The 26,939-nt window shown below is 66.6% G+C and carries 25 protein-coding genes and 2 pseudogenes; 15 read left to right on the top strand and 12 right to left on the bottom strand.

The features are described 5' to 3' along the window. Positions 1-30: 30 nt before the first annotated feature. Together ABFO07_RS16660 and mpl are read right to left on the bottom strand one after the other, a co-directional pair. Positions 31-600: a YqiA/YcfP family alpha/beta fold hydrolase gene (locus ABFO07_RS16660; protein ID WP_059889671.1), complete on the bottom strand. Its 570-nt coding sequence runs from the start codon at positions 598-600 to the stop codon at positions 31-33. Continuing rightward, on the bottom strand, positions 597-1,985 hold the full coding sequence (gene mpl, locus ABFO07_RS16665) for a UDP-N-acetylmuramate:L-alanyl-gamma-D-glutamyl-meso-diaminopimelate ligase (RefSeq protein ID WP_059907763.1): 1,389 nt from the start codon (positions 1,983-1,985) through the stop codon (positions 597-599). The genes ABFO07_RS16660 and mpl overlap by 4 nt, the downstream gene beginning before the upstream one ends. A 235-nt stretch (positions 1,986-2,220) precedes the next feature. On the opposite strand from mpl, the gene ABFO07_RS16670 reads away from it, so the two are divergent. The 11 genes and pseudogenes from ABFO07_RS16670 to ABFO07_RS16720 all read left to right on the top strand — a co-directional run bounded on the left by ABFO07_RS16670 (position 2,221) and on the right by ABFO07_RS16720 (position 11,556). Next, entirely contained in the window at positions 2,221-2,865 is a 645-nt protein-coding gene (locus tag ABFO07_RS16670; protein ID WP_059809222.1) for a hypothetical protein, read from the top strand. 7 nt (positions 2,866-2,872) lie between these two features. Further along, complete coding sequence (locus tag ABFO07_RS16675; protein WP_059564613.1) at positions 2,873-3,421, top strand: TlpA family protein disulfide reductase; 549 nt, start codon at positions 2,873-2,875, stop codon at positions 3,419-3,421. Positions 3,422-3,615: 194 nt separating this feature from the next. After that, a complete protein-coding gene (gene aroQ / locus ABFO07_RS16680; protein WP_059809219.1) occupies positions 3,616-4,068 on the top strand; it encodes a type II 3-dehydroquinate dehydratase in 453 nt (150 codons plus the stop codon). A 66-nt stretch (positions 4,069-4,134) separates the two neighbouring features. Beyond that, positions 4,135-4,614 carry an acetyl-CoA carboxylase biotin carboxyl carrier protein gene (gene accB / locus ABFO07_RS16685; RefSeq protein ID WP_059564562.1) on the top strand — a complete coding sequence of 160 codons (480 nt, stop codon included), beginning with the start codon at positions 4,135-4,137 and terminating at the stop codon, positions 4,612-4,614. A gap of 85 nt (positions 4,615-4,699) precedes the next feature. Beyond that, a complete protein-coding gene (accC, locus tag ABFO07_RS16690) occupies positions 4,700-6,067 on the top strand; it encodes an acetyl-CoA carboxylase biotin carboxylase subunit (protein ID WP_059564563.1) in 1,368 nt (455 codons plus the stop codon). A 4-nt stretch (positions 6,068-6,071) separates the two neighbouring features. Next, positions 6,072-6,974 (top strand): 50S ribosomal protein L11 methyltransferase, encoded by a 903-nt coding sequence (gene prmA / locus ABFO07_RS16695; RefSeq protein WP_059809216.1) that lies wholly within the window; start codon positions 6,072-6,074, stop codon positions 6,972-6,974. Between the two features lie 45 nt (positions 6,975-7,019). After that, positions 7,020-7,214, top strand: a pseudogene (locus ABFO07_RS34730) (MJ0042-type zinc finger domain-containing protein); the annotation flags it as partial. A 1,227-nt stretch (positions 7,215-8,441) separates the two neighbouring features. Continuing rightward, positions 8,442-9,458: pseudogene (locus ABFO07_RS16705) on the top strand (DUF3426 domain-containing protein); the annotation flags it as partial. Between the two features lie 74 nt (positions 9,459-9,532). Next, positions 9,533-10,036, top strand: a complete 504-nt coding sequence (gene tpx / locus ABFO07_RS16710) for a thiol peroxidase (protein WP_059564614.1) — start codon at positions 9,533-9,535, stop codon at positions 10,034-10,036. An 88-nt stretch (positions 10,037-10,124) separates the two neighbouring features. Continuing rightward, the gene (locus tag ABFO07_RS16715) at positions 10,125-11,063 is read left to right on the top strand and encodes a carbohydrate kinase family protein (RefSeq protein WP_059809209.1); all 939 of its coding nucleotides are present in this window, start codon (positions 10,125-10,127) and stop codon (positions 11,061-11,063) included. A gap of 19 nt (positions 11,064-11,082) precedes the next feature. After that, positions 11,083-11,556, top strand: coding sequence for a glycine zipper 2TM domain-containing protein (locus ABFO07_RS16720; protein ID WP_017333499.1), 474 nt, complete (start codon positions 11,083-11,085; stop codon positions 11,554-11,556). A 204-nt stretch (positions 11,557-11,760) separates the two neighbouring features. Here the strand turns inward: ABFO07_RS16720 and ABFO07_RS16725 are convergent, their stop codons facing one another. The 7 genes from ABFO07_RS16725 to ABFO07_RS16755 all read right to left on the bottom strand — a co-directional run bounded on the left by ABFO07_RS16725 (position 11,761) and on the right by ABFO07_RS16755 (position 19,683). Next, positions 11,761-12,432, bottom strand: a complete 672-nt coding sequence (locus ABFO07_RS16725; protein WP_060016483.1) for a histone H1-like DNA-binding protein — start codon at positions 12,430-12,432, stop codon at positions 11,761-11,763. A gap of 28 nt (positions 12,433-12,460) precedes the next feature. Beyond that, positions 12,461-12,787: a hypothetical protein gene (locus ABFO07_RS16730; protein ID WP_081059754.1), complete on the bottom strand. Its 327-nt coding sequence runs from the start codon at positions 12,785-12,787 to the stop codon at positions 12,461-12,463. Between the two features lie 82 nt (positions 12,788-12,869). Beyond that, a complete protein-coding gene (locus ABFO07_RS16735; RefSeq protein ID WP_059564567.1) occupies positions 12,870-14,081 on the bottom strand; it encodes a ribonucleotide-diphosphate reductase subunit beta in 1,212 nt (403 codons plus the stop codon). 363 nt (positions 14,082-14,444) lie between these two features. Continuing rightward, complete coding sequence (locus ABFO07_RS16740) at positions 14,445-17,426, bottom strand: ribonucleoside-diphosphate reductase subunit alpha (protein ID WP_059564568.1); 2,982 nt, start codon at positions 17,424-17,426, stop codon at positions 14,445-14,447. A 450-nt stretch (positions 17,427-17,876) separates the two neighbouring features. Further along, positions 17,877-18,467, bottom strand: coding sequence for a 1,6-anhydro-N-acetylmuramyl-L-alanine amidase AmpD (ampD, locus tag ABFO07_RS16745; RefSeq protein ID WP_059984888.1), 591 nt, complete (start codon positions 18,465-18,467; stop codon positions 17,877-17,879). Further along, on the bottom strand, positions 18,464-18,772 hold the full coding sequence (locus ABFO07_RS16750) for a PP0621 family protein (protein ID WP_059564570.1): 309 nt from the start codon (positions 18,770-18,772) through the stop codon (positions 18,464-18,466). Before ABFO07_RS16750 ends, ampD begins: the two co-directional genes overlap by 4 nt. Before the next feature lie 14 nt (positions 18,773-18,786). Beyond that, complete coding sequence (locus ABFO07_RS16755) at positions 18,787-19,683, bottom strand: cytochrome C assembly family protein (RefSeq protein ID WP_059878718.1); 897 nt, start codon at positions 19,681-19,683, stop codon at positions 18,787-18,789. A gap of 87 nt (positions 19,684-19,770) precedes the next feature. On the opposite strand from ABFO07_RS16755, the gene ffh reads away from it, so the two are divergent. Together ffh and ABFO07_RS16765 are read left to right on the top strand one after the other, a co-directional pair. After that, on the top strand, positions 19,771-21,138 hold the full coding sequence (gene ffh / locus ABFO07_RS16760) for a signal recognition particle protein (protein WP_059564572.1): 1,368 nt from the start codon (positions 19,771-19,773) through the stop codon (positions 21,136-21,138). 94 nt (positions 21,139-21,232) lie between these two features. After that, a complete protein-coding gene (locus tag ABFO07_RS16765; RefSeq protein WP_017333491.1) occupies positions 21,233-21,784 on the top strand; it encodes a hypoxanthine-guanine phosphoribosyltransferase in 552 nt (183 codons plus the stop codon). 77 nt (positions 21,785-21,861) lie between these two features. Here ABFO07_RS16765 and ABFO07_RS16770 read toward each other — a convergent pair whose 3' ends face one another. Together ABFO07_RS16770 and ABFO07_RS16775 are read right to left on the bottom strand one after the other, a co-directional pair. Continuing rightward, positions 21,862-22,464: a MarC family protein gene (locus ABFO07_RS16770; RefSeq protein ID WP_026045027.1), complete on the bottom strand. Its 603-nt coding sequence runs from the start codon at positions 22,462-22,464 to the stop codon at positions 21,862-21,864. Positions 22,465-22,485: 21 nt separating this feature from the next. Continuing rightward, positions 22,486-24,222, bottom strand: a complete 1,737-nt coding sequence (locus tag ABFO07_RS16775; protein WP_060271548.1) for a proline--tRNA ligase — start codon at positions 24,220-24,222, stop codon at positions 22,486-22,488. A 217-nt stretch (positions 24,223-24,439) separates the two neighbouring features. Between ABFO07_RS16775 and ABFO07_RS16780 the strand changes: the two genes are divergently transcribed. Together ABFO07_RS16780 and ABFO07_RS16785 are read left to right on the top strand one after the other, a co-directional pair. Beyond that, the gene (locus ABFO07_RS16780) at positions 24,440-25,087 is read left to right on the top strand and encodes an RNA pyrophosphohydrolase (RefSeq protein ID WP_059878713.1); all 648 of its coding nucleotides are present in this window, start codon (positions 24,440-24,442) and stop codon (positions 25,085-25,087) included. 13 nt (positions 25,088-25,100) lie between these two features. Then, positions 25,101-25,709 carry a CNP1-like family protein gene (locus ABFO07_RS16785; protein ID WP_059564575.1) on the top strand — a complete coding sequence of 203 codons (609 nt, stop codon included), beginning with the start codon at positions 25,101-25,103 and terminating at the stop codon, positions 25,707-25,709. Between the two features lie 92 nt (positions 25,710-25,801). Here ABFO07_RS16785 and proB read toward each other — a convergent pair whose 3' ends face one another. Further along, the gene (gene proB, locus ABFO07_RS16790) at positions 25,802-26,920 is read right to left on the bottom strand and encodes a glutamate 5-kinase (protein ID WP_059564576.1); all 1,119 of its coding nucleotides are present in this window, start codon (positions 26,918-26,920) and stop codon (positions 25,802-25,804) included. Positions 26,921-26,939: the final 19 nt, after the last annotated feature.

Below are 26,939 nucleotides of genomic sequence, written 5' to 3' on the forward strand. Positions count from 1 at the left end.
ATGATGGGGGTTCGATGGCCTGCGGCCGGTTTATATCGCCTTGGCGTCGCAAAATGCGAGAACGTCGTCGATATAGTCGGCAAATTCGCTGATCCCGTGATCGCTGCCTTCGATCACGCGGGTTTTCGCACCGGGGTAATGGGCGAGCATCTCGCGATAATCGAGCACTTCGTCACCGGTCGCCGCGAACAGATAGTAGCGCTCGGGGCGCGTGATCGCCGGCACGCGCAGCGCGTCGAGCTCGTGCAGGTGATGCCGCTCGACGACGATCGTGCCGCCGCCGTGCCACAGCGGCTGCTCGCCGAGATACTGCTCGAGGTCGCGCTGCGGCTCGGTGGCCGGATTCAGCACCACCGCCTTCCAGCCGTGCCGCTCGGCGAGCCACGTCGCGTAATAGCCGCCGAGCGAGCTGCCGATCACGGTCACGTCGCGCGCGCCCGCCACTTCGGCTTCGGCCGCCGCGATCGCCGCGAGCGGCGACATCGACAGCGACGGGCAGCGCCATTCGCCGGCGCGGCCCAGTTCGGCCATGCGCGCGGCGAGCAGCTGCGACTTCGCCGACTGCGGCGACGAGCGGAAACCGTGCAGGTAAAGGATCACGCGTGGCTCCCGCCGAGCGCGTCGAGCAGCTTCTGGTGCACGCCGCCGAAGCCGCCGTTGCTCATCACGAGCACATGGTCGCCCGGCCGCGCGGCCGCCGTGACCGCCTTCACCAGCAGATGGAGATCGTCGAACGCGTGCGCCTTCTCGCCGAGCGGCGCGAGCGCCTCGCCGAGGTTCCAGCCGAGCGCGTCGCGGCCGGCCGGCGCGCCGTAGCCGAACACGAGGTCGGCATCGGCGAGGCTCGCCGGCAGCTGCGACTTCATCACGCCGAGCTTCATCGTGTTCGAACGCGGCTCGAGCACGGCGAGGATGCGGGTGTTTTGCCGGCCGATACGCGCGCGAAGGCCGGCGATCGTAGTATCGATCGCGGTCGGGTGATGCGCGAAGTCGTCGTATACAGTCACGCCGTTCACGCTGCCGCGCACTTCCATGCGGCGCTTCACGTTGCGGAACGACGCGAGCGACGCGGCGGCCTGGGCCGGCGGCACGCCGACGTGGCGCGCGGCGGCGATCGCCGCGAGCGCGTTCATCCGGTTGTGCTCGCCCTGCACCTGCCACGCAACTTCGCCGAAGCGCTCGCCGCGCCAGTACACCGCGAAACGCTCGTCGGCCGGCACGCCATCCTCGGCAGGCAGCGCCTGCCAGCCGCCGTCGACGCCGAAGCGCTCGACCTCGCTCCAGCAGCCGCGCGCGAGCACGCGCTCGAGCGCGTCTTCGCGGCCGTTGCTGACGAGCCGCCCGACGCCCGGCACGGTGCGCACGAGATGGTGGAATTGCGTCTCGATCGCAGCGAGATCCGGGAAGATGTCGGCGTGATCGAATTCGAGATTGTTCAGCACCGCGGTGCGCGGCCGGTAGTGGACGAACTTCGAACGCTTGTCGAAGAACGCGGTGTCGTATTCGTCCGCCTCGATCACGAAAAAGCTCGAATCGGTGAGCCGCGCGGACACGCCGAAGTTCAGCGGCACGCCGCCGATCAGGAAGCCCGGGTTCAGGCCGGCGTCCTCGAGCAGCCATGCGAGCATCGACGACGTGGTCGTCTTGCCGTGCGTGCCCGCGACCGCGAGCACCCACTTGCCTGCCAGCACGTGCTCGCCGAGCCACTGCGGACCCGACGTGTACGGCAGGCCGCGATCGAGGATCGCCTCCATCAGCGGGTTGCCGCGCGTCACGACGTTGCCGATCACGAACAGGTCCGGCTTCAGGTCGATCTGCTCTGCGCCGTAGCCTTCGATCAGCCGGATGCCCTGCGCCTCGAGCTGCGTGCTCATCGGCGGATAGACGCCCGCGTCGCAGCCGGTGACCGTGTGCCCCGCCGCGCGCGCGAGAACGGCCAGACCGCCCATGAAGGTGCCGCAGATGCCAAGAATGTGGATGTGCATAGGTGAATGCTTTCGCGCCGCCGGGCGCCGTCGATTCGGAAAGGATGGGTCTGCGGTGCGCCGGACAGGCCGCGCGGCCGGCGCGCGTCACCGCGACACAAAGGACGCCATTGTAACTGACGGCATGGCGGGCCCGGCGGCCCGCGCGACCGAAGCGGGCCGCGCCGGCGGCCCGGGCGGCAAGCGGCCGCACCGCCGATCGGGCGCGGCGGCGATCGAGTATGATTGCCGCATCATGTCTCGCAAACCCTTAGTCGACCCGCGGCGCGTCCGCGAGGAAATTGCCCAGGCCGCCGCGCGCCTCATCGCGGAGGATGGCCTGGACTACGCCGGCGCGAAGCGCAAGGCCGCGCGCCAGCTGCTCGGCGATGTGCGCGTTGCCGGCGAATGGCTGCCGGATAACGACCAGATCGAAGAGGAACTGCGCGAGTACCTGGCGCTGTTCCAGAGCGATACGCAGCCGGACGAGCTGCGCCGCCTGCGCGAGGTGGCGCTCGACTGGATGCGCCGGCTCGCCGATTTCAATCCGTACGTGACGGGCGCAGTGCTGAACGGCACCGCGAACGCGCATTCGGACATCCACCTGCAGATCTTTACCGACAATGCGAAGGACGTCGCGATCCACCTGCTGAACCAGAACATCCAGTACGACGTGTCCGAAACCCGGCACTTCGCGGGCCGCGGCGACATCGAGACGCTGAGCTTCCTCTGGCGCGGCCTGCGCGACGCGGAGCCGGTCGGCATCCACGTCTCGCTGTACGCGAGCGACGACCTGCGCGGCGCGGTGAAGGCCGACGCGCGCGGCCGGCTGCCGCGCGCCGATGCGGCCGCGCTGCGCGCGTTGCTCGCGGCGGGCGACTCCCCTTCCGAATCCACTTGATCCGATGATGAACACGAAACGCATGCTGGCGCTCGCCGTCGTGGCGGCCGCCGCCGTCGCGGGCGGCCTCGCCGCCGGCCACTGGTTCCGGGGCGGCCCGGTCGAGAACGTCGCCGAAGCCGCGCCCGCCGCCGGCAACCCGGTCGACCAGCTATGGGCCGCCGCGCTGACCGACGCCGACGGCAAGCCGGCGACGCTGAGCGCATTCAAGGGCCAGAAGGTCGTCGTCAATTTCTGGGCGTCGTGGTGCGGCCCGTGCGTCGAGGAGATGCCGGAGCTCGTCGCGCTGTCGCACGAATACAAGCAGAAAGGCATCCGCTTCGTCGGGATCGGCGTCGATTCGGGCCAGAACGTGAAGAACTTCCTGCAAAAGGTGAAGGTCGACTACCCGGTGTTCGTCAGCGGTTATGCGGGCGCCGATCTGGCCCGAAATTTTGGAAATACGGCCGGCGCGCTGCCTTTTACCGTCGTGATCGACGAACATGGCAAAATCCGCGAAACGAAACTCGGCCAAATCCAGCCGGCGGAGCTGAAAAAGACGCTCGACGCCCTTTGAGCGCGCTGAAGAACGTGTTGCACGTTGCCGGCGATTTGGATCGCGATCGCGGCAACTTCGCGTGAATTCGCCGATACTTTGCAAGCACGCCGGTAATTCTTACGGATGCTGCGCGCCCGGCCATTCGGCGAAACTAGACAAATTTCTCTAAATAGCGCTAAAGTTCGCGCAATTCCGCAGAAATAGAAGCGACCATGACACGATTGCTGGTGCTGCACGGCCCCAACCTGAACCTTCTCGGCACCCGGGAACCGGAGGTGTACGGCCGCGTGACGCTCGCACAGATCGATCAGGCGCTCGCCGCGCGGGCACAGGAAGCGGGTGTCGAGCTGACGTCGTTCCAGAGCAACCACGAAGGCGCGCTCGTCGACCGCATCCAGGCTGCGCGGGATGAACAGACCGATTTCATCCTGATCAATCCGGCCGCGTACACGCACACGAGCGTCGCGATCCGGGACGCGCTCGCCGGCGTCGGCATTCCGTTCGTCGAGGTTCACCTGTCGAACGTGCACCGCCGCGAAGCGTTCAGGCACCACTCCTACTTTTCCGACCAGGCCGAAGGCGTCATCTGCGGGCTCGGCTGGAAAGGTTATCTGTACGCGCTCGAATACGCGCTCGACAAACTGCAAGGCGCGTCGCGCGGCTGATTTTCGCGATCTAGATTGAGCGCCGGTCCGAACCGGCGCTTTCACGTATTGAAAGGGGAATTCCCGATGGATCTTCGTAAGCTGAAAACTCTGATCGACCTCGTCTCCGAATCCGGCATCTCCGAGCTGGAAGTGACGGAAGGCGAAGGCAAGGTGCGTATCGTCAAGAACGCGCCGCCGGTCTATGTGCAGCCGACGGGCGGGTACGCCCCGCAGATCAGCATGCCCGCGCAGACGGTGGCGCTGCCGACCGAGGGCGCGGCCGCTGCCGCGCCGGGCGCCGCAGCGGCTCCCGCAGCAGCCGCGCCGCAGGGCCACGTCGTGACGTCGCCGATGGTCGGCACGTTCTACCGCGCGCCGTCGCCGGGCGCCGACCCGTTCGCGCAGGTCGGCGACACGGTCAAGGAAGGCCAGACGCTCTGCATCATCGAAGCGATGAAGCTCCTCAACGAGATCGAGTCCGACAAGGCCGGCGTGATCAAGGAAATCCTCGTCGAGAACGGCCAGGCCGTCGAATACGGCCAGCCGCTTTTCGTGATCGGCTAAAGTCCGCCGCGCGGCCGCAGCGCCGCGCGCCGCCGATGCTCTCCAGGCGCCATTCGTGCGCCCCTCGAAGAGACGAATACTCGCTATGTTTGAAAAAATCCTCATTGCCAACCGCGGTGAAATCGCGCTGCGCATTCAGCGCGCGTGCCGCGAACTCGGCGTCAAGACGGTGGTCGTCTACTCGGAAGCCGACAAGGAAGCCAAGTACGTGCGCCTCGCGGACGAAGCCGTCTGCATCGGCCCGGCCCCGTCGAACCTGAGCTACCTGAACATGCCGGCGCTGATCAGCGCCGCGGAAGTCACCGATGCCGAGGCGATCCACCCCGGCTACGGCTTCCTGTCGGAGAACGCCGATTTCGCCGAACGCGTCGAGCAATCGGGCTTCACGTTCATCGGCCCGCGCCCGGAGACGATCCGCCTGATGGGCGACAAGGTCACCGCGAAGCAGACGATGATCAAGACCGGCGTGCCGTGCGTGCCGGGTTCGGAAGGCGCGTTGCCGGACGATCCGAAGGAGATCGTGAAGATTGCGCGCTCGATCGGCTATCCGGTCATCATCAAGGCCGCGGGCGGCGGCGGCGGCCGCGGGATGCGCGTCGTGCACACCGAGGCCGCGCTCGTCAACGCGGTCAACATGACCCGCGAGGAAGCCGGCCGTGCGTTCGGCAACCCGCAGGTGTACATGGAGAAGTTCCTCGAGAACCCGCGCCACATCGAGATCCAGGTGCTGTCCGACGCGCACAAGAATGCGCTGTGGCTCGGCGAGCGCGATTGCTCGATGCAGCGCCGCCACCAGAAGGTGATCGAGGAAGCGCCGGCGCCCGGCATTCCGCGCCGCCTGATCGACCGGATCGGCGACCGCTGCGCGGATGCCTGCAAGAAAATGGGCTACCTCGGTGCGGGCACGTTCGAATTCCTGTACGAAAACGGCGAGTTCTACTTCATCGAGATGAACACGCGCGTGCAGGTCGAGCACCCCGTGTCGGAGCTGATCACGGGCGTCGACATCGTGCAGGAGCAGATCCGCATCGCGGCCGGCGAGAAGCTCACGCTGCGCCAGCGCGACATCCAGTTCCGCGGACATGCGATCGAATGCCGGATCAACGCCGAAGATCCGTTCAAATTCACGCCGTCGCCGGGCCGGATCACGTCGTGGCATACGCCGGGCGGCCCGGGCGTGCGCGTCGACTCGCATGCCTACAATGGCTATTTCGTGCCGCCGAACTATGATTCGATGATCGGCAAGCTGATCACCTACGGCGCGACCCGCGAGCAGGCGATCAGCCGGATGCGCATCGCGCTGTCGGAGATGGTCGTCGAAGGCATCCAGACCAACATCCCGCTGCACCGCGAGCTGATGATCGACTCGAAGTTCGTCGAAGGCGGCACCAGCATCCACTACCTCGAAAACCGGCTCGCGCAGAAGCAGCAGGTCGCACCGGAAGAAGCGTAATCGCATGAGCTATCGCGAACTCGTCGTCGAACTGGCCCGGGAGCACGCGGAGGCGCTGTCCGACGCGCTGCTCGAGCTGGGCGCGCTGTCGGTGTCCGTCGAGGATGCCGATGCGGACACGCCCGACGAGCAGCCGCTCTTCGGCGAACCGGGCCTCGTGCCCGATCGCACCGCATGGCAGCACTCGCGCGTGATCGCGCTGCTGCCGCCCGATCACGATCCCGCCGTGCTGCTCGCGGCGGCCGCGAACGAGATCGGGCTCGGCGAAGCGCCGCGCTTCGAGGTGCGCGAAGTCGAGGAACAGGACTGGGTGCGCCTCACGCAATCGCAGTTCGATCCGATTCCGATCGGCGAGCGGATCTGGGTCGTGCCGTCCTGGCACGATGCGCCGGATCCCGACGCGCTCGTGCTCGAACTCGACCCGGGCCTCGCGTTCGGCACCGGCAGCCATCCGACGACGCGGCTCTGCATGGAGTGGCTCGAGCAATCGGTGCAGCCCGGCCAGTCGGTGCTCGACTACGGCTGCGGCTCCGGGATCCTCGCGATCCTGGCGCGCAAATGCGGGGCGAACCCCGTGATCGGCATCGACATCGATCCGCAGGCGGTCGAATCGGCGCGCCTGAACAGCGAACGCAACCATGCGGACGTCACGTACGGGCTGCCGGACGAATGCCCGGCAGGCGAATTCGACATCGTCGTCGCCAACATCCTGTCGAATCCGCTGAAGCTGATGGCGTCGATGCTCGCGTCAAAGGTGAAACCGGGCGGGCGCATCGCGCTGTCGGGCGTGCTCGCGCGCCAGGCGGACGAAGTCGCGGCCGTCTACGCGCGCTACGTCGACATCTCGGTCTGGCGCGAACACGAAGGTTGGGTATGCCTCGCCGGAACCCGCCGCGAAAGCCATTAGAATAGCGCTGTCCTTCACTCTGGCCAGCAGGCCGCCCGGCTCGACATGCTTCTCGCGACGCGCTGCCCTCATTGCAATACCGTCTTCCGCCTGCAGCAGGAACAGCTCGCGCTGCATGGCGGGCTGGTGCGTTGCGGGCATTGCCGGCACGTGTTCGATGCGGCGGACTCGCTGGTCCGCGAGCATGCGCCGCAGCGTGAATCGGCGCTTGCGGGAGAAAGCGGTGCCGCATCGGGAAGCGCGGCTGGCAAGGGTGTCGTAGACGTGCCGGCGGTTGCCTCGGGTGTTGCCGAGGCGACCGTCGCGCAAGCGCCTGCTGCAGAGGCGCATGGTGACGAGGCGCCTGCCGTCGAAAAGCGCGCTGCCGACACGCTTGTTCCCGATGCACCCGCTGCCGACGTCAACATGGCGGAAGCGCCCGCTGCCGACACGCATATTCCTGAAGCCGCTGCCGCCGATACGCACGCAGCCGAAGCGCCTGCGGTCGACGTGCCTGTAGCAGGCGCACCTGCTTCCGAAGCCGCTGCTGCCGAAGCGCATCTGGCCGAAGCATCTGCAGTCGAAGTGCCTGGCGCCGGCGCACGTGCTTCCGAAGCCGCTGCTGCCGAAGCGCACGTGGCCGAAGCATCTGCAATTGAAGTGCCTGTTGCCGGCGCACATGCTTCCGAAGCCGCTGCCGCCGAAGCGCATGTGGCCGAAGCATCTGCAGTCGAAGTGCCTGTTGCCGGTGCACCTGCTTCCGAAGCCGCTGCCGCCGAAGCGCACGTGGCCGAAGCGTCTGCAGTCGAAGTTCCTGTTGCCGGCGCACGCGCTTCCGAAGCCGCTGCTGCCAAAGCGCATGTGGCCGAAGCATCTGCAGTCGAAGTGCCTGGCGCCGGCGCACCGGCTTCCGAAGCCGCTGTCGCCGAAGCGCACGTGGCCGAAGCGTCTGCAGTCGAAGCGCCTGTTGCCGGCGCACCCGCTTCCGAAGCCGCTGCTGCCGAAACGCATCTGGCCGAAGCACCCGCAGTCGAAGTGCCTGTTGCCGGCGCACATGCTTCCGAAGCCGCTGCCACCGAAGCGCATGTGGCCGAAGCGTCTGCAGACGAAGCGCCTATAACCGGCGCACATGCGCCCGATACCGCTGCCGCCGACTCGCATGCAACCGAGGCCCCCGCTGTCGAAGCGCATGTTGCCGAAGCGCCTTCCCGCCACGCGACCGCTGCCGACATGCATGCACCAAAAGGTTCGGCCGACGAAACGTTCGCTGACGCTCGCGTTGCCGAAGCCCCTGCCGCCAAAGTCACGCCTGACGCTGCGCGCAGTGCCGAAGCGTCGGCCTTCGCGGCAACCGCTGCCGAAACGCCGACCGCCGAAGCCCACGATGCCGCCACCGCGCACGAGGCAGCCCTGCCCCGGCTGTTCGTCGACAGCGCGAGCAGCGCGCACCCCGCGCACGCGGACTTCCGTCCGGACCACTGGGACATGTGGGCACCGTGGCTCGACGGCAACGTCGATCCGTCGCTGCAGCATAGCGGCAGCAATATCAGCGCCGAGCCCCTCGTGCCCGTCACGCTGCCCGACGGAAACTCGCCCGACGCCAAACCAGGCGCAGTCCGCCTGACCGGCACACCGCAATCGTCCCCCGCTTTCCCGGCAGCGGCAGCGGCGTCCGCCGCCGCCCGGCCGGCTGCTCCGGCGCAACGCGCCGACGAACTCGCACCGCCGGCGTCGACTGCCCTGCCCCCCGCGCATGACAAGCACGAGCCGCGCCTCGCCGCCGACGCGCCGCTCGACAACGCCCACGAACACGCGCCGTTTGCCGCGGCACGCGACACGCACGAGCCCCGCTTCGTAGCCGACCCGCAACCCGCTCCAGACGATACCGCCGACACCGGCGCCCGCACCGCACGCGAACCGGGTTTCGCCGTCGGCGCACCAAACGAGCCGTTCTCGGCCCTCCCCGCGGAGGACGATCGCCCGCCGTTCGCCGTCACACGCGAAGCCCGCGCGCCGCAACGACGCGGCCTGCTCGGCGGCTTCTTCGGCGGCCTGGTGGCCGCCGTGCTCGGCGTGCTGCTGGCCGGCCAGCTCGCGTGGTGGCAGCGCGAGACGGTGATGATCTACTGGCCGATCACGCAAGGCTGGTTCCAGCGCATCTGCGCGCCGCTCGGCTGCACCGTCGCGCCGCCGCGCGCGATCGACGGGCTGCGGCTCGAAGCGACCGACCTGCACCAGCTCGACGGCCCGCGCGTGCTCGAGCTGAAGGCGCCGCTGACGAACCGCTACCGCGTCGCACTCGCGTATCCGTCGCTCGAGCTGACGCTGCTCGACGACACCAACCACGTTACCGTCCGCCGCGTGCTCGCGCCGCGCGATTACGTCCGGCCCGGCACGCGAATCGACGCGGGGCTGCCGGCCGGCGCAACGCAGACGATGGTCGTCCGCCTCGAGACGAACGGCACGCCCGCCTCGAATTTCCGCGTCCAGATCTTCTATCCGTGACGCCCCGCGGCGCGCAGATGCGCGCCCGTCTCAACCCCGCGCGTCCTGGCGACGCGCTATTTCGGAGCACGAACATGAGCAAAGTTACGCTGGGTGGCAACCCGATCGAAATCGCCGGCACGTTCCCGGCCGTCGGTTCGCAGGCCCCCGACTTCTCGCTGGTCGGCAAGGATCTCGCCGACCTGACGCTCGCCAGCTTCGCCGGCAAGCGCAAGGTGCTGAACATCGTGCCGAGCCTCGATACCCCGACCTGCGCGACGTCGACCCGCAAGTTCAACGAAGCCGCGTCGTCGCTCGACAACACCGTCGTGATCGTCGTGTCGGCCGACCTGCCGTTCGCGGCGACCCGCTTCTGCACGACCGAAGGCCTCGCGAACGTGCTGACCGCATCGACGTTCCGCACCGGCCGCGCGTTCGCGAACGCGTACGGCGTCGACGTGACGAGCGGCCCGCTGAACGGCCTGACCGCACGCGCCGTCGTCGTGCTCGACGCGCAGGACAAGGTGCTGCACGCGCAGCTCGTGGGCGAGATCAAGGACGAGCCGAACTACGACGCCGCGCTCGCTGCGCTGAAGTAAGCCTTTTTCCCGCTTTCCCTTGTCGCGCCGCGCCTTTTTCGCGCGGCGCTGTCACGCAGGGTCCCTCATTTCTACAGGAACGCACACCTTGGCTACGCTGATTTGCGGCTCGATCGCCTACGACTCCATCATGACCTTCGAAGGGCGGTTCCGCGAGCACATCCTGCCCGACCAGGTGCACCTCATCAACCTGAGCTTCCTCGTGCCGACGATGCGTCGCGAATTCGGCGGCTGCGCGGGCAACATCGCCTATGCGCTGCATCTGCTCGGCGGCGACGCACGGATGATGGGCACGCTCGGCGCGCTCGACGCACAACCGTATCTCGAGCGCCTCGACCGGCTCGGCCTGCGCCGCGACCACGTTCGCGTGCTGCCCGAGATGCACTCGGCGCACGCGATGATCACGACCGATCTCGACAACAACCAGATCGCGGCGTTTCACCCGGGCGCGATGATGCAGTCGCACCTGAACCACGCGGGCGACGCACCGGACATCACGCTCGCCATCGTCGGCCCGGACGGCTTCGACGGGATGGTGCAGCATACGGAGGAACTCGCGAAGGCCGGCGTGCCGTTCGTGTTCGATCCGGGCCAGGGCCTGCCGCTGTTCGACGGCGCGACGCTGCGCCGCAGCATTGAACTTGCGACCTACGTTGCGGTCAACGACTACGAGGCCAAGCTGGTGAGCGACAAGACGGGATGGTCCGAAGACGAAATCGCCAGCCGGGTCGACGCGCTCGTCATCACGCGTGGCGAGCATGGCGCGACAATCCGCCACAAGCAGGGCGTGGAGCAGATTCCCGTCGTGCCGGCCGAGCGGATCGCCGATCCGACGGGCTGTGGCGATGCTTTTCGCGGCGGTCTGCTGTACGGTATCGAAAAGGGCCTCGACTGGGCGACCACGGGGCGCCTGGCCAGCCTGATGGGTTCGATCAAGATCGCCCACCAGGGGCCGCAATCCTACTCGCTGACTCGCGCCGAGATCGACGCACGCTTCGAGGCTGCCTTTGGCTACAGCCTCAAATGAACACTGTGGGAGAGCAGAAATGTTGATGAAGAAAACCCTCACGCTCGGGGCCATGCTGACCGCCACGCTGACGCTGGCAGGCTGCTTCACGCCGCCGGGTTCGGCCGACGTCTATAGCGTCGGCCAGGCGCAACGCGAGCAGACCGTGCGGATGGGTACGGTCGAGAGCGTTCGCGCGGTGCGCATCCAGTCCGAAGGCGCCGGCAGCGCGGTTGGCACACTCGGCGGCGGCGCACTCGGCGCGGTTGCCGGCAGCGCGATCGGCGGCGGCAAGGGCTCGATCCTGACCGCCATCGCGGGCGGCCTCGCCGGCGCGGTCGCGGGCAATGCGATCGGCGAAAACCTCAGCACGGCGAATGGTGTCGAGATCACCGTGCGCCTCGACAACGGCGACCTGCGCTCGATCACGCAAGCGGCGAGCGGCGAAGCATTCCGCGCCGGCGAGCGCGTGCGGCTGCTGTCGAGCGGCGGCGTCACCCGCGTCACGCACTGACCGGTATCCTCAGCACGCGGCGCAAGCCGCGGTCGAACGCATGCGCGAAGTTGCGCATGCGTTTTTTTTCGCCCGGACGCCGTAGCGCGGCACGCGCGGACGAAAAAAAACCCGCCACCTGAGCCAGATGGCGGGGTCGATTGAGTAGCGCTACTCAACCCGCGGACACCGCATGAGTGTCCGGGTAGTGGGTGCGGTCCGCGATTACGGACGGCTGCCGGTCGGGAACGGCCATGCTGCTGCCGGGTTGAGCGCGGTCTTCACGCCCGATGCCGGCGCAACCGATGCCGTCGACGCGGTCGTCGCCGGTGCGGCCTTCTTCACGACTGCCTTCTTCGGTGCAGCAGCCTTCTTCGGCGCAGCGGCCTTCTTCGGGGCAGCAGCAGCGGTCTTCGCGGGCGCAGCCGCCTTGGGCGCAGCAGCCTTCTTCGCGGGCGCGGCCTTCTTCGCAGCAGCCTTCTTGGCAGGCGCAGCCTTCTTCGCAGCAGCCTTCTTCGCCGGTGCGGCCTTCTTCGCAGCAGCCTTCTTCGCCGGTGCAGCCTTCTTGGCCGCGACCTTCTTCACTGCAACCTTCTTCGCGGCGACTTTCTTCGCTGCGGCCTTCTTCGCCGGTGCCGCCTTCTTCGCAGCAACCTTCTTCACTGCGACTTTCTTCGCAGCAACCTTCTTCGCGGCAACCTTCTTCACTGCGACTTTCTTGGCCGCTGCCTTCTTCGCCGGTGCTGCCTTCTTTGCAGCAACCTTCTTCACCGCGACCTTCTTGGCAGCAACCTTCTTCACTGCAGCGGCCTTCTTCGCCGGCGCAGCAGCCTTCTTGGCAACGGTCTTCTTCGCAGCTGCCTTCTTCGCAGCCGGTTTCTTCTTGGCGAGTGCCATGTTGTTCTCCTTCAGGTTCAGATGAGAGTCAGTTCAAACTACACCCTTCGTCAAAACCCGCTTCCCGCGGACGCTGTTCAGGACGTGCGCTTCGAAGCGGGCTATTCATCGGCGTACGCGGATACCACGCGCTTACGCTAATGAATACGGTATGGCGCGCGTGGCCATCGGGCCTCGCGCGCCAAATCAAGTCGGCGGCCGACGCGCCACGCGCCGCCACCCCAGATCGCTTGATCAAGCGGATCGCCACACGGCTGTCCGCTTTTTCCGGAGGGAAGTTTGCCCATCCCACTGAAGGGTTCGCAAAGTGCCTGTCGTATCGTTGGGCCGCTAAGGCACCGGGCGTGCTTTGCATCAGGCGTTCTTGCTCCTAAACCTTGTGCCGGCGCCGCGTGGCGCCGGCCTTACATCGTCATGACGTGAGTCGCTGCTGCGGGTTATTCCCAGGACAGCGCGCCACCCGTCTGATACTCGATCACTCGCGTCTCGAAGAAGTTGCGTTCCTTCTTCAGGTCGATCATCTCGCTCATCCACGGGAACGGGTTTTCCTCGTTCGGGTACAGCGGGTCGAGGCCGATCTGCTGGCAACGGCGGTTGCAGATGAAGCGCAGATAGCTCTTGAACATCGACGCGTTCAAACCCAGCACGCCGCGCGGCATCGTGTCCTCGGCGTAGCGGTATTCGAGATCGACAGCCTGCTTGAACAGCTCGCGGATCTCCGCGCGGAATTCCGCGGTCCAGAGATGCGGGTTCTCGAGCTTGATCTGGTTGATCAGGTCGATGCCGAAATTGCAGTGCATCGACTCGTCGCGCAGGATGTACTGATATTGCTCTGCAGCACCCGTCATCTTGTTCTGGCGGCCGAGCGCGAGAATCTGCGTGAACCCGACATAGAAGAACAGGCCTTCCATGATGCAGGCGAACACGATCAGCGACTTCAGCAGCTTCTGATCCGCCTCGAGCGTACCGGTCTTGAAGGCCGGGTCCGTCAGCGTGTGGATGAACGGGATCAGGAATTCGTCTTTCGCGCGAATCGACGCGACCTCGTGGTACGCGTTGAAGATCTCGCCTTCGTCGAGACCGAGCGATTCGACAATATATTGGTACGCGTGCGTGTGGATCGCCTCTTCGAACGCCTGGCGCAGCAGGAACTGCCGGCACTCGGGCGCCGTGATGTGACGGTACGTGCCGAGCACGATGTTGTTCGCCGCCAGCGAGTCGGCCGTCACGAAGAAGCCGAGGTTACGCTTGACGATGCGGCGCTCGTCTTCGGTCAGGCCGTTCGGATCCTTCCACAGCGCGATGTCGCGGGACATGTTGATTTCCTGCGGCATCCAGTGGTTCGCACAACCCGCCAGATACTTTTCCCACGCCCACTTGTACTTGAACGGCACCAGCTGATTGACGTCGGTCTGGCCGTTGATGATGCGCTTGTCGGCGACATTGACCCGTGCTTCCGAAGCCGCAGCGGGAACAGCCGATGCTTGCGGCGGCACCGCGAGATCGCCTTCGAAAATGTCACGAGCCTGTTGGGCGGCAGGCGCTGCGGCCTGCATTCCGACAGCCGTTCCTGCGGGGGTGCGCATCGCGTTTTGCTGCGCTCCGCTCGCGGGAGTTACGGCAGTCTTCTCGTCATCCCAGTTGAGCATAAATTCTCACCATCAATTTAGAACGGTTTGTACCATCTTTTCCTGAGCGATAAAAGGGTTCGCTCACGAAAAATCCCTTTTTCGATTCGCGTTGCGACCTCGATACAACACTTTGAGCAACGCATCGTCGTTCGTGCCGCGCGTGACGTGTGACGCGCGTGTATCGCGAGGTGCGCTCGACGCATCGAACGCTGATCGAAACACGACGCCGTCGGGGTTGTTTCGATCGCTTGTCACTGCCTGCAACGCGCGTGGCGCGTTACAGATTCCTTATCATTTTTTTAGTTGAGAGCGGCGCGCACTTCAACCTTTATCGGTTGCAGTGCGCGCCGCCCGGAGCCTCGCCGAGTCAGGCGCGTTGCGTTACTGGCACGCTTCGCACTCGTCGAAGCCCGGGTCGCCCGGACGCATCATGCACACCGGGCCTTCCGCCTCGACCGGCGCCGCGTTCACCGCGCCCGACGACGACGCTTCGCCGCCCGCCGCGCCGAAGCCGCCGGCTGCGCCCTGCGCGCCACCGCCGCTCACGCCGCCGCTCGACGGCACCGCGTTCAGCGCGCCGTGCGCGACCGTCGACTTCTCGACGTGCGTCGCCGCCATCGTGCGCAGGTAGTACGTCGTCTTCAGGCCGCGCAGCCACGCGAGCTTGTAGACCTCGTCGAGCTTCTTGCCCGACGCGCCGCCCATGTAGATGTTCAGCGACTGCGCCTGGTCGATCCACTTCTGACGGCGCGATGCCGCCTCGACCAGCCACGTCGGGTCGACTTCGAACGCGGTCGCGTAGATCGCGCGCAGGTCGGCCGGGATGCGGTCGATGCGCGACAGCATGCCGTCGAAGTACTTCAGGTCGGCGACCATCACTTCGTCCCACAGGCCGCGCTCCTTCAGGTCGCGCACCAGGAACTCGTTGACCACCGTGAATTCGCCCGACAGGTTCGACTTCACGTACAGGTTCTGGAAGGTCGGCTCGATGCACGCCGACACGCCGATGATGTTCGAGATCGTCGCCGTCGGCGCGATCGCGACGCAGTTCGAGTTGCGCATGCCGTGCGCGGCGATCCGCGAACGCAGCGTCGTCCAGTCGAGCGACTCCGACGTGTCGACCTCGACGTAGCCGCCGCGCGCTTCCGTCAGCAGCTTCAGCGTGTCCTGCGGGAGGATGCCGCGATCCCACAGCGAGCCGCGGTAGCTTGAGTAGCGGCCGCGCTCCTCGGCCAGCTCGGTCGACGCGTAGTACGCGTAGTAGCAGACCGCTTCCATCGAACGGTCGGCGAACTCGACCGCCGCTTGCGACGCGTACGGCGTGCGCAGCAGGTGCAGGCAGTCCTGGAAGCCCATGATGCCCAGGCCGACCGGGCGGTGCTTCAGGTTCGAGTTACGCGCCTTCGGCACCGCGTAGTAGTTGATGTCGATCACGTTGTCGAGCATGCGCATCGCGACGCTGATCGTGCGCTTCAGCTTGTCGTGGTCGAGCGCGTAGCTGCCGTCCGCCTGCTTCACCAGGTGCGCGAGCAGGTTCACCGAGCCCAGGTTGCAGACCGCGATTTCGGTGTCGCTGGTGTTCAGCGTGATTTCCGTGCACAGGTTCGACGAGTGGACGACGCCGACGTGCTGCTGCGGCGAACGGATGTTGCACGGATCCTTGAACGTGATCCACGGGTGGCCGGTCTCGAACAGCATGCCGAGCATCTTGCGCCACAGCTGCTGCGCCGGGATCTTCTTGAACAGCTTGATCTCGCCGCGGGCAACCTTGTCCTCGTACGCCGTGTAGGCCGCCTCGAACTCGGCGCCGAACTTGTCGTGCAGGTCCGGGCAGGTCGACGGCGAGAACAGCGTCCATTCACCGCCTTCCATCACGCGCTTCATGAACAGGTCGGGAATCCAGTTCGCCGTGTTCATGTCGTGCGTGCGGCGGCGATCGTCGCCGGTGTTCTTGCGCAGCTCGAGGAACTCCTCGATGTCGAGGTGCCAGGATTCCAGGTACGCGCACACCGCGCCCTTGCGCTTGCCGCCCTGGTTGACCGCGACCGCGGTGTCGTTGACGACCTTCAGGAACGGCACGACGCCCTGCGACTTGCCGTTCGTGCCCTTGATATGCGAGCCGAGCGCACGCACGCGGGTCCAGTCGTTGCCGAGGCCGCCGGCGAACTTCGACAGCAGCGCGTTTTCCTTCAGTGCTTCATAGATGCCGTCCAGATCGTCCGCGACCGTCGTCAGGTAGCACGACGACAGCTGCGAGCGGTGGGTGCCCGAGTTGAACAGCGTCGGCGTCGAGCTCATGAAGTCGAAGCTCGACAGCACGTTGTAGAACTCGATCGCGCGCGTCTCGCGGTCGATCTCGTTCAGCGACAGGCCCATCGCGACGCGCATGAAGAATGCCTGCGGCATTTCGATGCGGGAGCCGTCGACGTGCAGGAAGTAGCGGTCGTACAGCGTCTGCAGGCCGAGGTAGCCGAACTGCAGGTCGCGGTTCGCGTCGAGCGCCTCGCCGAGGCGCTTCAGGTCGAACTGCAGCAGCTTGTCGTCGAGCAGACCGGCGTCGACGCCGCGCTTCAGGAACTGCGGGAAGTACTCCGCGTAGCGGGTCGACATTTCGGCCTGGACCACTTCCTCGCCGAGGATCTCGCGGCGGATCGTGTGCAGCAGGATGCGGGCCGTGACCTGGCTGTATGCCGGATCCTTCTCGATCATCGTGCGCGCGGCCAGGATCGCCGAGTCGTAGACCTGGCTCATCGGCACGCCGTCGTACAGGTTCTTCACCGTCTCCGCGACGATCGGGTCAGGGTTAACCGCAGAGCCGAGGCCGTCGCACGCCGACACGATCAGCGCGCGCAGCGCGTTCAGGTCGAGCGGGCGCGTGACGCCGTTGTCGATCACGTTGATGGCGCCGCCGCCCGTTTCCGCCGCGGCCGCTTCCTCGCCCGCGTGCTGGCGCTCGAGGTGGCGCTTCTCGCGGTACAGCACGTACGCGCGCGCGACGTTGTGCTCGCCGCCGCGCATCAGCGCCAGTTCGACCTGGTCCTGGATGTCCTCGATATGGAACGTGCCGCCGTTCGGACGGCTGCGCACGAGCGCGCGCACCACGTTGTGCGTCAGCTGCTCGACCAGTTCGCGCACGCGTGCCGATGCCGCGCCCTGCCCACCGTTGACGGCCAGGAAAGCCTTGGTCACCGCGATCGCGATCTTCGACGGCTCGAACGACACCACGCTGCCGTTGCGGCGGATCACCTTGTAGTCGGCGAACGTGGCCTGCGGCGCGAGCGCCTGCGCGCCTTGTTCGGCGCCGCCGAGAGGACGGCTCGACGCGCTCTCGAATTGCGACGTCGCGTTGTCGGTGGTTTGCATGTGCAAAGCTCCTGGTGTTGGGTGATGCGGGGGGAACCGCGGATTAAAACGATCGCTGCGCAATGCGGTGCGCGAGCGGTAAGACGCGAGCGATGCGTCGAGGGGGCCGGTTCGTCCGTCGTGCTGCACGTGATCCGGTGTGGTGCTTCGTCATGTGTCCTGTGCCCCGTCGACACTCGCTGCGCTGATCGCGACGCCCGGACCGCCGGCCTGACGCGTCGCCCTGAGAACTCTGTCCGCCGGCGTTGCCCGCCGGTTCGTGTCGCCCGGGTTTTCCCTGCGACACACACTATATCTAGTGCAGAACTGCTCAACTGGCACCAAGTATAGTGGACATTCGGACGTCGTCCAACTGGATAATTTGCGCCAAAGGCCTTGACATCGCTCGCGCGCAGGCGCGGCAAGGCATTGGTCGGAGAAAAAAAATTTACGGGTCGAAAAACCCCGCGATCAGTGCTGCCGGTAAGGAAAGTATTCGGCGGAAAAGCCGGCATCGCTCGCGAAGCGTTGCCAATCGAAGTGCGGACCGGGGTCGGTCTTGCGGCCCGGCGCGACGTCGGCGTGACCGGCGATCGCATCGACCGGATAGCGGCCGGCGAGCGTGCGCGCGAGCGCGGCGAGCGTCGCATATTGCGCGGCCTCGAACGGCACGTCGTCCGCGCCCTCGAGCTCGATGCCGATCGAGAAGTCGTTGCAGCGCGGCCGGCCGAAGAAATCGGACGCGCCCGCATGCCACGCCCGTTCGTCGCACGACACGAACTGCACGAGCTCGCCGTCGCGGCGGATCAGGAAGTGCGCGGACACGCGCACGCCGCGCAGATGGGCCTGGTAATAAGGGTGCGCGTCGCAGTCGAGGCGATTCAGGAACAGCGCCTCGATCGCGTCGCCGCCGAACTCGCCGGGCGGCAGGCTGATGTTGTGGACGACGACGAGCGTCGGCACCGCACCCGCGGGCCGCGCCTCGAAGTTCGGCGACGGCGCATGGCGCGCTTCGCGCACCCAGCCGTGTGCGTCGATCGAAAGGGATGCCCCGCCGCTCATCGCGCGTCGCGGTCGCTCGCGCGTGCGGCGTGGCGCTGCGCGTGCTCGGCGCTGCAAAAGGTTTCGCCGCCCGCGACGATCGCGTCGCCCTTCGGTGCGTGCACGCCGCATTCGGCACAGCGCACCATCGGCTCGGGGAGCGACTGCGCACCGCCGGCGCGCGTGGCGCCCGCACCGCCGCCGTGGCCCGGCGCAGCGCCGCCCGGCCCCGCGTCGCGCCCGGCGCGCGCCTGTGCCTGGCGCAGCTTGCGCGCGACCCACGAGGTCGCGAAGAACAGCAGGATGAGGAGAAGAATCTGTCGCATCGAAAGTCAGTCGATCAAACCACGGAGCGGTGCAGCAGCACCTCGAATACGAACCGGCTGCCGACATACGCGAGCAGCAGCGCGCCGAACGACGCGAGCACCCAGCGCGCGGCGCCGCGCCCGCGCCAGCCCGACGTCCGGCGCGCGACCAGCAGCGCACCGAACATCAGCCACGACACGATCGCGAACACGGTCTTGTGGTCGAGCCGCAACGCGCGCGCGTCGACCTGCTCGCTGAACAGGATCCCGGACGCGAGCGTCAGCGTCAGCAGCACGAAGCCCGCACCGATCAGGCGGAACAGCAGCTTCTCGAGCGTGAGCAGCGGCGGCAGCGTCTCGAGCCAGCTCGCGATCCAGCCCGTCGAGCCGTCGCGCCCGCCGCTGCGCAGCGACTGCAGGCGCCGCTCGACCATCAGCATCAGGACCGCGTGCAGCGCCGCGATCGCGAACAGCCCGTACGCGATGTTCGCGATCAGGAAGTGCAGCTTGAACAGCGGCGCTGCGGCATAAGGCAGCACCCGTACGCCGCCGAACACGAGCGGCAGCAGCGACGCGCCGCACGCAAGCGGCAGCACGAGCAGGCGCAGGCTGTCGAGCGGGAAGAAGAAGCTCTCGATCCAGTAGATGCCGGCGCCGAGCCAGAACATCGCGGACAGCGCGAACGCGAAGCCGAACACCATCGCGTCGTGCGGGAAGATCGTCATGTGGAGCAGCACGCCGTGCGCAACCAGCGCGGCGAACAGCAGCGCGCGGCCCGCCCCGCTCATGCCGGACGCGGCGGACGCGGGAACCGGCACGGCCGGCACGCTCGCGACGAGCGGCGCTGCGGCGCCCTGGCGGTGCGCGCGCCAGCCTGCGACGGCGAGGCCGCCGTACAGGAATGCGGTGAGGGCATACAGTACAATATCCATGTTCGAAGTTTACACTAGGCCCCCTTCCCGCGACGGCTCCCTTGTTCAGCCCGCCGCGCCTTCGGGCCCCACTGTCCATCGCTCCCCATGCTCGACAATCTCACTCAACGGATGGCGCGCGTCGTCAAGACGCTGCGCGGCGAGGCCCGGCTTACCGAGGCGAACACGCAGGAGATGCTCCGCGAGGTGCGTCTTGCGCTCCTCGAAGCCGACGTCGCGCTGCCCGTCGTCCGCGAATTCATCGCCAAGGTCAAGGAAAAGGCGCTCGGCGAGGAAGTGATCAGCAGCCTGTCGCCGGGCCAGGCGCTCGTCGGCGTGGTCCAGAAGGAACTGACCGCCGTGATCGGCGGCGACTACGAAGGCAAGGCCGCCGAGCTGAACCTCGCCGTCACGCCGCCCGCGGTGATCCTGATGGCCGGCCTGCAGGGCGCGGGCAAGACCACGACCGTCGGCAAGCTCGCGAAGCTGCTGCGCGAGAAGTACAAGAAAAAGGTGCTGACCGTGTCGTGCGACGTGTACCGTCCCGCCGCGATCATGCAGCTGAAAACGGTGAGCGAACAGGTCGGCGCCGACTTCTTCCCGTCCACGCCGGACCAGAAGCCGGTCGACATCGCGGTCGCCGCGGTCGACTGGGCGAAGCGCCACTACCATGACGTGCTGATCGTCGATACGGCCGGCCGTCTCGGCATCGACGAAGCGATGATGCAGGAGATCGCGGCGCTGCACGGCACGCTGAAGCCGGCCGAAACGCTGTTCGTCGTCGACGCGATGCTCGGCCAGGATGCCGTCAATACCGCGAAGGCGTTCAACGACGCGCTGCCGCTCACGGGCGTCGTGCTGACCAAGCTCGACGGCGATTCGCGCGGCGGCGCTGCACTGTCGGTGCGCCACATCACGGGCAAGCCGATCAAGTTCGTCGGCGTCGCCGAGAAGCTCGACGGCCTCGAGATCTTCCATCCCGACCGGATGGCGAACCGGATCCTCGGCATGGGCGACATCCTCGCGCTCGTCGAGGAAGCGCAGCGCGGCGTCGACGTGCAGGCCGCGCAGAAGCTCGCCGACAAGGTCAAGAAAGGCGGCGACTTCGACCTGAACGATTTCCGCGCGCAGATCTCGCAGATGAAGAACATGGGCGGCCTGTCGTCGCTGATGGATAAATTGCCCGCGCAGTTCCAGCAGGCGGCCGCCGGCGCCGACATGGGCCAGGCCGAAAAGCAGATCCGCCGAATGGAAGGGATCATCAGCTCGATGACGCCCGCCGAGCGCGCGAAACCCGAGATCATCAAGGCGACGCGCAAGCGCCGCATTGCCGCCGGCGCGGGCGTGCCGGTGCAGGAAGTCAACCGGATGCTGAACCAGTACGACCAGATGCGTACGATGATGAAGAAGCTGAAGGGCGGCAACATGCAGAAGATGATGCGCGGCCTGAAGGGCATGATGCCCGGCCTGCGCTGATTCCGCCCGTCGGCCGGCGCGCGGGTTTTTGCTGTAGCGCGCGCCGCCCGATCTGCTTCATTCTTATTTGTATACCGACTGCCCGCCAGAACCCATGAACCGCGAAGAAGCCCTCCACATTTTCGACCACTCCGAAGAGATCGTCTCGGCCGACGCCGTCAACGCGTCGATCGCCCGGATGGCCGACGCGATCCGCGCCGAGATCGGCGACGCGTTCCCGCTCGTCCTCTCGGTGATGGGCGGCGCCGCGGTGTTTACCGGGATGCTGCTGCCGCATCTCGATTTCCCGCTCGAGTTCGACTACATCCACCTGACCCGCTACCGCAACACGACGCAGGGCAGCCCGGAGATGCACTGGCGTGTCGCGCCGCGCGAATCGGTGAAGGACCGCATCGTGCTCGTGCTCGACGACATCCTCGACGAAGGCGAAACGATGGCCGCGATCCGCGACCGCATCCTCGAGATGGGCGCGAAGCGCTTCATGTCGGCGGTGCTGTGCGAGAAGACGCTCGCGAAGGCCAAGCCGCTGCACCCGGATTTCTGCGGCTTCGCGGTGCCCGACCGCTACGTGTTCGGCTGCGGGATGGACGCGAAGGGCTACTGGCGCAACCTGCCGACGATCCGCGCGCTGACCGCGAACGTCTGACGCCCGCGCGATCCGCATGAAAAAAGCGGCGCTCCGGATTGCCCGGAGCGCCGCTTTTTCATTGGTGTGCCGCCCGACTACAGCTGGTGTACGAACGCGCGGATCCCGCCCAGCATCATCTCGACCGAGATCGCGACGAGCACGAGGCCCATCAGCCGCTCGAACGCCGCGACCGTCCGCTCGCCGAGCCACTGCTGGATCCGTTCGGCCAGCACCAGCGTCACCGCACAGACGATCATCGTGACCGTCAGCGCGCCGGCCCATTCGAGCATCTTGCCGGGCGCCTGCGACGTCAGCAGCATCACCGTCGCGAGCGCCGACGGCCCGGCCAGCGCCGGAATCGCGAGCGGCACGATGAACGGCTCGCCGCCCGCACGCGGATCGCTGCCGAGCGCGCCGTCCGGGTGCGGGAAGATCATCCGCAGCGCGATCAGGAACAGCACGATGCCGCCGCCGAGCCGCAGCGACAGGTCGGTGAGGTTCATCATCCGCAGGAAGCGGTCGCCCACGACCATGAAGAACAGCAGGATCACGAACGCGATCCCGACCTCGCGCAGGATCAGCTTCACGCGCCGCTCGCGCGGCACATCCCGCATCGCCGAGATGAACAGCGGGATGTTGCCGAGCGGATCGGTGATCAGCACGAGAAGCACGGTGGCCGACAGGAAGGTGTATTCCACCGTATCCTCCAGGCGTCAGGCTCAGCGCGCGAGCACGGCGCGAATCTTCTCCGCGACCGTCGCCGCGGCCGTGTCGGCCGGCAGCAGCGTCGCTTCGGTATCGCGGCGGCCCTGGTACTCGATCTTGCCTTCCTTCAGGCCGCGCTCGCCGATCACGAGGCGATGCGGCACGCCGATCAGCTCCCAGTCGGCGAACATCACGCCCGGGCGCTCGCCGCGGTCGTCGAGGATCACGTCGATGCCGGCCGCGGCCAGCTCCGCGTACAGCTTGTCGGCCGTCTCGCGCACCGCGTCGCTGCGGTCGTAGCCCATCGGGCACAGCACGACTTCGAACGGCGCGATCGACTCCGGCCAGATGATGCCGCGCTCGTCGAAGTTCTGTTCGATCGCCGCACCGAGAATGCGCGTGATGCCGACGCCATAGCAGCCCATCAGCATCGGCTGCGGCTTGCCCGACTCGTCGATGAACGTCGCGCCCATCGCTTCCGAGTACTTGGTGCCGAGCTGGAACACGTGGCCGACCTCGATGCCGCGGCAGATGTCGATCACGCCCTTGCCGTCCGGCGACGGGTCGCCCTTCTGCACGTTGCGGATGTCGGCGACGTCCGGCTCCGGCAGGTCGCGGCCCCAGTTCACGCCGGCGATGTGATAGTCGACCTCGTTCGCGCCGACGACGAAATCGCTCATGTTCGCAACCGTGCGATCGGCGATCACCTTCACCGGCTTCTTCGTGCCGATCGGGCCGAGGTAGCCCGGCGGCGTGCCGAACCACTCGACGATTTCCTGCTCGGTCGCGAAGCGGTGGTTCTTCAGGCCCGGCAGCTTCGACACCTTGACCTCGTTGAGGTCGTGATCGCCGCGCAGCATCAGCAGCCAGATCGTCGGCTCGGCGCCTTCGTTGTCGGTCGCGAGCACGATCGACTTGATCGTGCGCGCGAGCGGAATGCCCATCAGCTCGGCAACGGCCTCGCACTTCGCCTTGCCCGGCGTCGCCACCTTCGCCATCGGCTCGGCGGCGGCCGCGCGCTCGGCGATCAGCGGCAGCGCCTCGGCTGCCTCGACGTTCGCCGCGAATTCGGAGGTCGGGCAATAGGCGATCGAGTCCTCGCCGGTGTCGGCGATCACGTGGAACTCGTGCGAGAAGTTGCCGCCGATCGAGCCGCTGTCGGCCGCGACCGGCCGGAACTCGAGGCCGAGGCGCGTGAAGATGCGCACGTATGCGTCATACATCTTGCGATACGACTCGTTCAGGCCGTCGGCGTCCTTGTCGAACGAGTATGCGTCCTTCATGACGAATTCGCGGCCGCGCATCACGCCGAAACGCGGACGGATCTCGTCGCGGAACTTCGTCTGGATCTGGTAGAAGTTCACCGGCATCTGCCGGTAGCTGCGAATCTGGTTGCGCGCGATGTCGGTGATCACTTCCTCGTGCGTGGGCCCGATCACGAAGTCGTTGTCCTTGCGGTCCTTGAAGCGCAGCAGCTCGGGGCCGTACTGCTCCCAGCGGCCCGACTCCTGCCACAGCTCGGCCGGCTGCACCGCCGGCATCAGCAGCTCGATCGCGCCCGCCCGGTTCATTTCCTCGCGCACGATCGCCTCGACCTTGCGAATCGAACGCAGGCCGACCGGCAGGTAGTTATAGATGCCGCCGGCGACGCGACGGATCATGCCGGCGCGCACCATCAGCTTGTGGCTGACGATCTCTGCGTCGGCGGGTGCTTCTTTCAGGGTGCCGATAAAGAAACGGGAAGCTTTCATGCGGACGGTTCCAAAAACGGCGCCCCATGCGGGGCGCCCGAAAAAGATTCAATGAGAAAAAGCTGCGCGCGGCGAACGGCGATGGCGCAGATGACCTAGCAGACAATTCAGGGACAATTCAGCCGGCACACCCTGCGCGGATTCGCTCCGTTACGGTGCGCGGCGCCCGTTATCTGTTTATAATCAAAGCAATTTTAAAGGATTCGAAGGTGGTTGTATGCTGGATCGTGAAGGCTTTCGCCCGAACGTCGGCATCATCCTCTTGAACGCGCGCAACGAGGTGTTTTGGGGCAAGCGGCTCCGCGAGCATTCCTGGCAGTTTCCTCAAGGTGGGATCAAGTACGGCGAGACCCCCATGCAGGCGATGTACCGGGAGCTGCACGAGGAAACCGGCCTGCACCCGGAACACGTCAAGATAATCGGCCGCACTCGCGACTGGTTGCGTTACGAGGTGCCTGACAAGTTCATCAAGCGTGAAGTACGCGGTCATTACCGCGGCCAGAAACAGATCTGGTTCCTGCTGCGGATGGTCGGACGCGATTGCGACATTTGCTTGCGCGCGACCGACCACCCGGAGTTCGATGCGTGGCGCTGGAACGAGTACTGGGTGCCGCTCGATGCGGTGATCGAGTTCAAGCGGGATGTCTATCAGTTGGCGCTGACGGAATTGTCGCGCTTCCTGCGCCGCCCGGCGCAGCGGGCCGACAAGCCGCGGGGCTTGCGTCCATCGCGCTATCCGCGCGTCGTGGATGTGCAGCCCCGGCAGACGTTGACGATTGTCGACACATCGGTAGTCTGTTCCGAGGTCGAAGCAGGCGCGAGCACGCTCGACGAGACGCCTCCTCGCCTGATCCTCGGCGAATGACAAGTCGGACTGCATGACCGGGCGCGACCTTGGTGTCGCGCCCTTTTTTTACGAGGAATGCATATTGAAAGCGATTGCTCTCGCGCTCGCGTCGATCGCCGCGGCGGCCGCGCTGGCCGGCTGTGCGAATTCGAATACGCCGACCAACAAGGATGACGGCACGTTCGTCTATCTGCTGGACCGCCAGGGGGAATGGAAGGAAAACAAGGTCGACGCGCTGCCCGCGCTGCCAACGCCGGGCGACCTGCTGTCGTTCAATGTGTCGCAGAACACGCCGCTCAAGTTCTTCGTCGACGCGAAGTCGCTGGCGGTCGGCACTGACGGCATCGTGCGGTATACGGTGGTCGTCACGAGCCCGGCCGGCGCGCGCAACGTCATCTATGAGGGCATCCGCTGCGACACCTACGAATGGCGCCAGTATGCGGGCCTCAACTCGGACCACGACGGCTGGGACCGCACGGTCGAAAACGACTGGCGACGCATCGAGAACGGCGAGCTGAACGCGTACCATGCGGCGCTCTACCAGGACTATTTCTGCTCGAACAAGATGCCGACTGGCACGACGCAGTCGATTCTCGAGAACATCAAGTATCACCGCACCGTGCTGAACCAGATGCGCTGATCGCGCCGGCCTGCCGGGCGGCGATGTCACCGAATGCGAAAAGCCCGCGTTGCGCGGGCTTTTTCGTGTCGGTTGTCAGCGAACCGTGCAGGTCACACGAGCACCAGGTTGTCGCGGTGGATCAGCTCCGGCTCCATCATGTAGCCGAGCACGGTTTCGATCTCGCCGCTCGGCTTGCGCTGGATCAGCTTGGTTTCCGCGCTGCTGTAGTTGGTCAGGCCGCGCGCGACTTCGCGCCCGTCCGGCCCGACGCAGGCGATCACCTCGCCGCGCGCGAACGCGCCCTGCACGTCGATCACGCCGATCGGCAGCAGGCTCTTGCCGCCCGCCGTCAGCTTCTCGACCGCACCGGCATCGATCACGACGTGCCCGCGCACCTGCAGGTGATCGGCCATCCACTGCTTGCGCGCGGCCATCCGCGCGGTGCGGGCGATCAACTGCGTGCCGATCGCCTCGCCCGCCGCGAGCCGCGCGAGCACGTCGGGTTCGCGCCCGCTCGCGATCACCGTGTTGGCGCCGCTATGGGCCGCGCGCTTGGCCGCGAGAATCTTCGTCAGCATGCCGCCGCGGCCGAGGCTCGACCCCGCGCCGCCCGCCATCGCCTCGAGTTCGGGCGCGCCCGCATTCGCTTCCGCGACGAGCGTCGCGGCCGGGTCCTTGCGCGGATCGGCGGTAAACAGGCCGGTCTGGTCAGTGAGGATGATCAGCGCATCGCCTTCGATCAGGTTCGCGACGAGCGCGCCGAGCGTGTCGTTGTCGCCGAACTTGATTTCGTCGGTGACGACCGTGTCGTTCTCGTTGATGATCGGCACGACGCCGAGCCGCAGCAGCGTGAGCAGCGTCGAACGCGCGTTCAGGTAGCGTTCGCGGTCCGCCAAATCGGCGTGGGTCAGCAGGATCTGCGCGGTGCGGATGCCGTGCTCGGAGAAGCGGCTTTCATAGACCTGCGCGAGCCCCATCTGGCCGACCGCGGCCGCGGCCTGCAGCTCGTCGATCTCGCGCGGACGCTTGCTCCAGCCGAGCCGCTGCATGCCTTCCGCGATCGCGCCCGAGCTGACGAGCACCACTTCCTTGCCCTGCGCGCGCAGCGCGGCGATCTGCGCGGCCCAGCGGCCAATTGCGGCATGATCGAGCCCCTTGCCGTCGTTGGTCACGAGGCTGGATCCCACTTTCACCACCAGTCGCTTCGAATCCGCGATGATCGAACGCATCGTGCGCTGTCTCCTCTAT

This window comes from Burkholderia stagnalis (genome assembly GCF_039848545.1).
GTDB lineage: Bacteria > Pseudomonadota > Gammaproteobacteria > Burkholderiales > Burkholderiaceae > Burkholderia > Burkholderia stagnalis.

Coding starts and splice junctions, on each gene's coding strand:
- mpl (WP_059907763.1), bottom strand. CDS start 1,985: ATGCACATCCACATTCTTGGCATCTGCGGCACCTTCATGGGCGGTCTG.
- ABFO07_RS16670 (WP_059809222.1), top strand. CDS start 2,221: ATGTCTCGCAAACCCTTAGTCGACCCGCGGCGCGTCCGCGAGGAAATT.
- ABFO07_RS16675 (WP_059564613.1), top strand. CDS start 2,873: ATGAACACGAAACGCATGCTGGCGCTCGCCGTCGTGGCGGCCGCCGCC.
- aroQ (WP_059809219.1), top strand. CDS start 3,616: ATGACACGATTGCTGGTGCTGCACGGCCCCAACCTGAACCTTCTCGGC.
- accB (WP_059564562.1), top strand. CDS start 4,135: ATGGATCTTCGTAAGCTGAAAACTCTGATCGACCTCGTCTCCGAATCC.
- accC (WP_059564563.1), top strand. CDS start 4,700: ATGTTTGAAAAAATCCTCATTGCCAACCGCGGTGAAATCGCGCTGCGC.
- prmA (WP_059809216.1), top strand. CDS start 6,072: ATGAGCTATCGCGAACTCGTCGTCGAACTGGCCCGGGAGCACGCGGAG.
- tpx (WP_059564614.1), top strand. CDS start 9,533: ATGAGCAAAGTTACGCTGGGTGGCAACCCGATCGAAATCGCCGGCACG.
- ABFO07_RS16720 (WP_017333499.1), top strand. CDS start 11,083: ATGTTGATGAAGAAAACCCTCACGCTCGGGGCCATGCTGACCGCCACG.
- ABFO07_RS16725 (WP_060016483.1), bottom strand. CDS start 12,432: ATGGCACTCGCCAAGAAGAAACCGGCTGCGAAGAAGGCAGCTGCGAAG.
- ABFO07_RS16730 (WP_081059754.1), bottom strand. CDS start 12,787: ATGCAAAGCACGCCCGGTGCCTTAGCGGCCCAACGATACGACAGGCAC.
- ABFO07_RS16735 (WP_059564567.1), bottom strand. CDS start 14,081: ATGCTCAACTGGGATGACGAGAAGACTGCCGTAACTCCCGCGAGCGGA.
- ABFO07_RS16740 (WP_059564568.1), bottom strand. CDS start 17,426: ATGCAAACCACCGACAACGCGACGTCGCAATTCGAGAGCGCGTCGAGC.
- ampD (WP_059984888.1), bottom strand. CDS start 18,467: ATGAGCGGCGGGGCATCCCTTTCGATCGACGCACACGGCTGGGTGCGC.
- ABFO07_RS16750 (WP_059564570.1), bottom strand. CDS start 18,772: ATGCGACAGATTCTTCTCCTCATCCTGCTGTTCTTCGCGACCTCGTGG.
- ABFO07_RS16755 (WP_059878718.1), bottom strand. CDS start 19,683: ATGGATATTGTACTGTATGCCCTCACCGCATTCCTGTACGGCGGCCTC.
- ffh (WP_059564572.1), top strand. CDS start 19,771: ATGCTCGACAATCTCACTCAACGGATGGCGCGCGTCGTCAAGACGCTG.
- ABFO07_RS16765 (WP_017333491.1), top strand. CDS start 21,233: ATGAACCGCGAAGAAGCCCTCCACATTTTCGACCACTCCGAAGAGATC.
- ABFO07_RS16775 (WP_060271548.1), bottom strand. CDS start 24,222: ATGAAAGCTTCCCGTTTCTTTATCGGCACCCTGAAAGAAGCACCCGCC.
- ABFO07_RS16780 (WP_059878713.1), top strand. CDS start 24,440: ATGCTGGATCGTGAAGGCTTTCGCCCGAACGTCGGCATCATCCTCTTG.
- ABFO07_RS16785 (WP_059564575.1), top strand. CDS start 25,101: ATGACCGGGCGCGACCTTGGTGTCGCGCCCTTTTTTTACGAGGAATGC.
- proB (WP_059564576.1), bottom strand. CDS start 26,920: ATGCGTTCGATCATCGCGGATTCGAAGCGACTGGTGGTGAAAGTGGGA.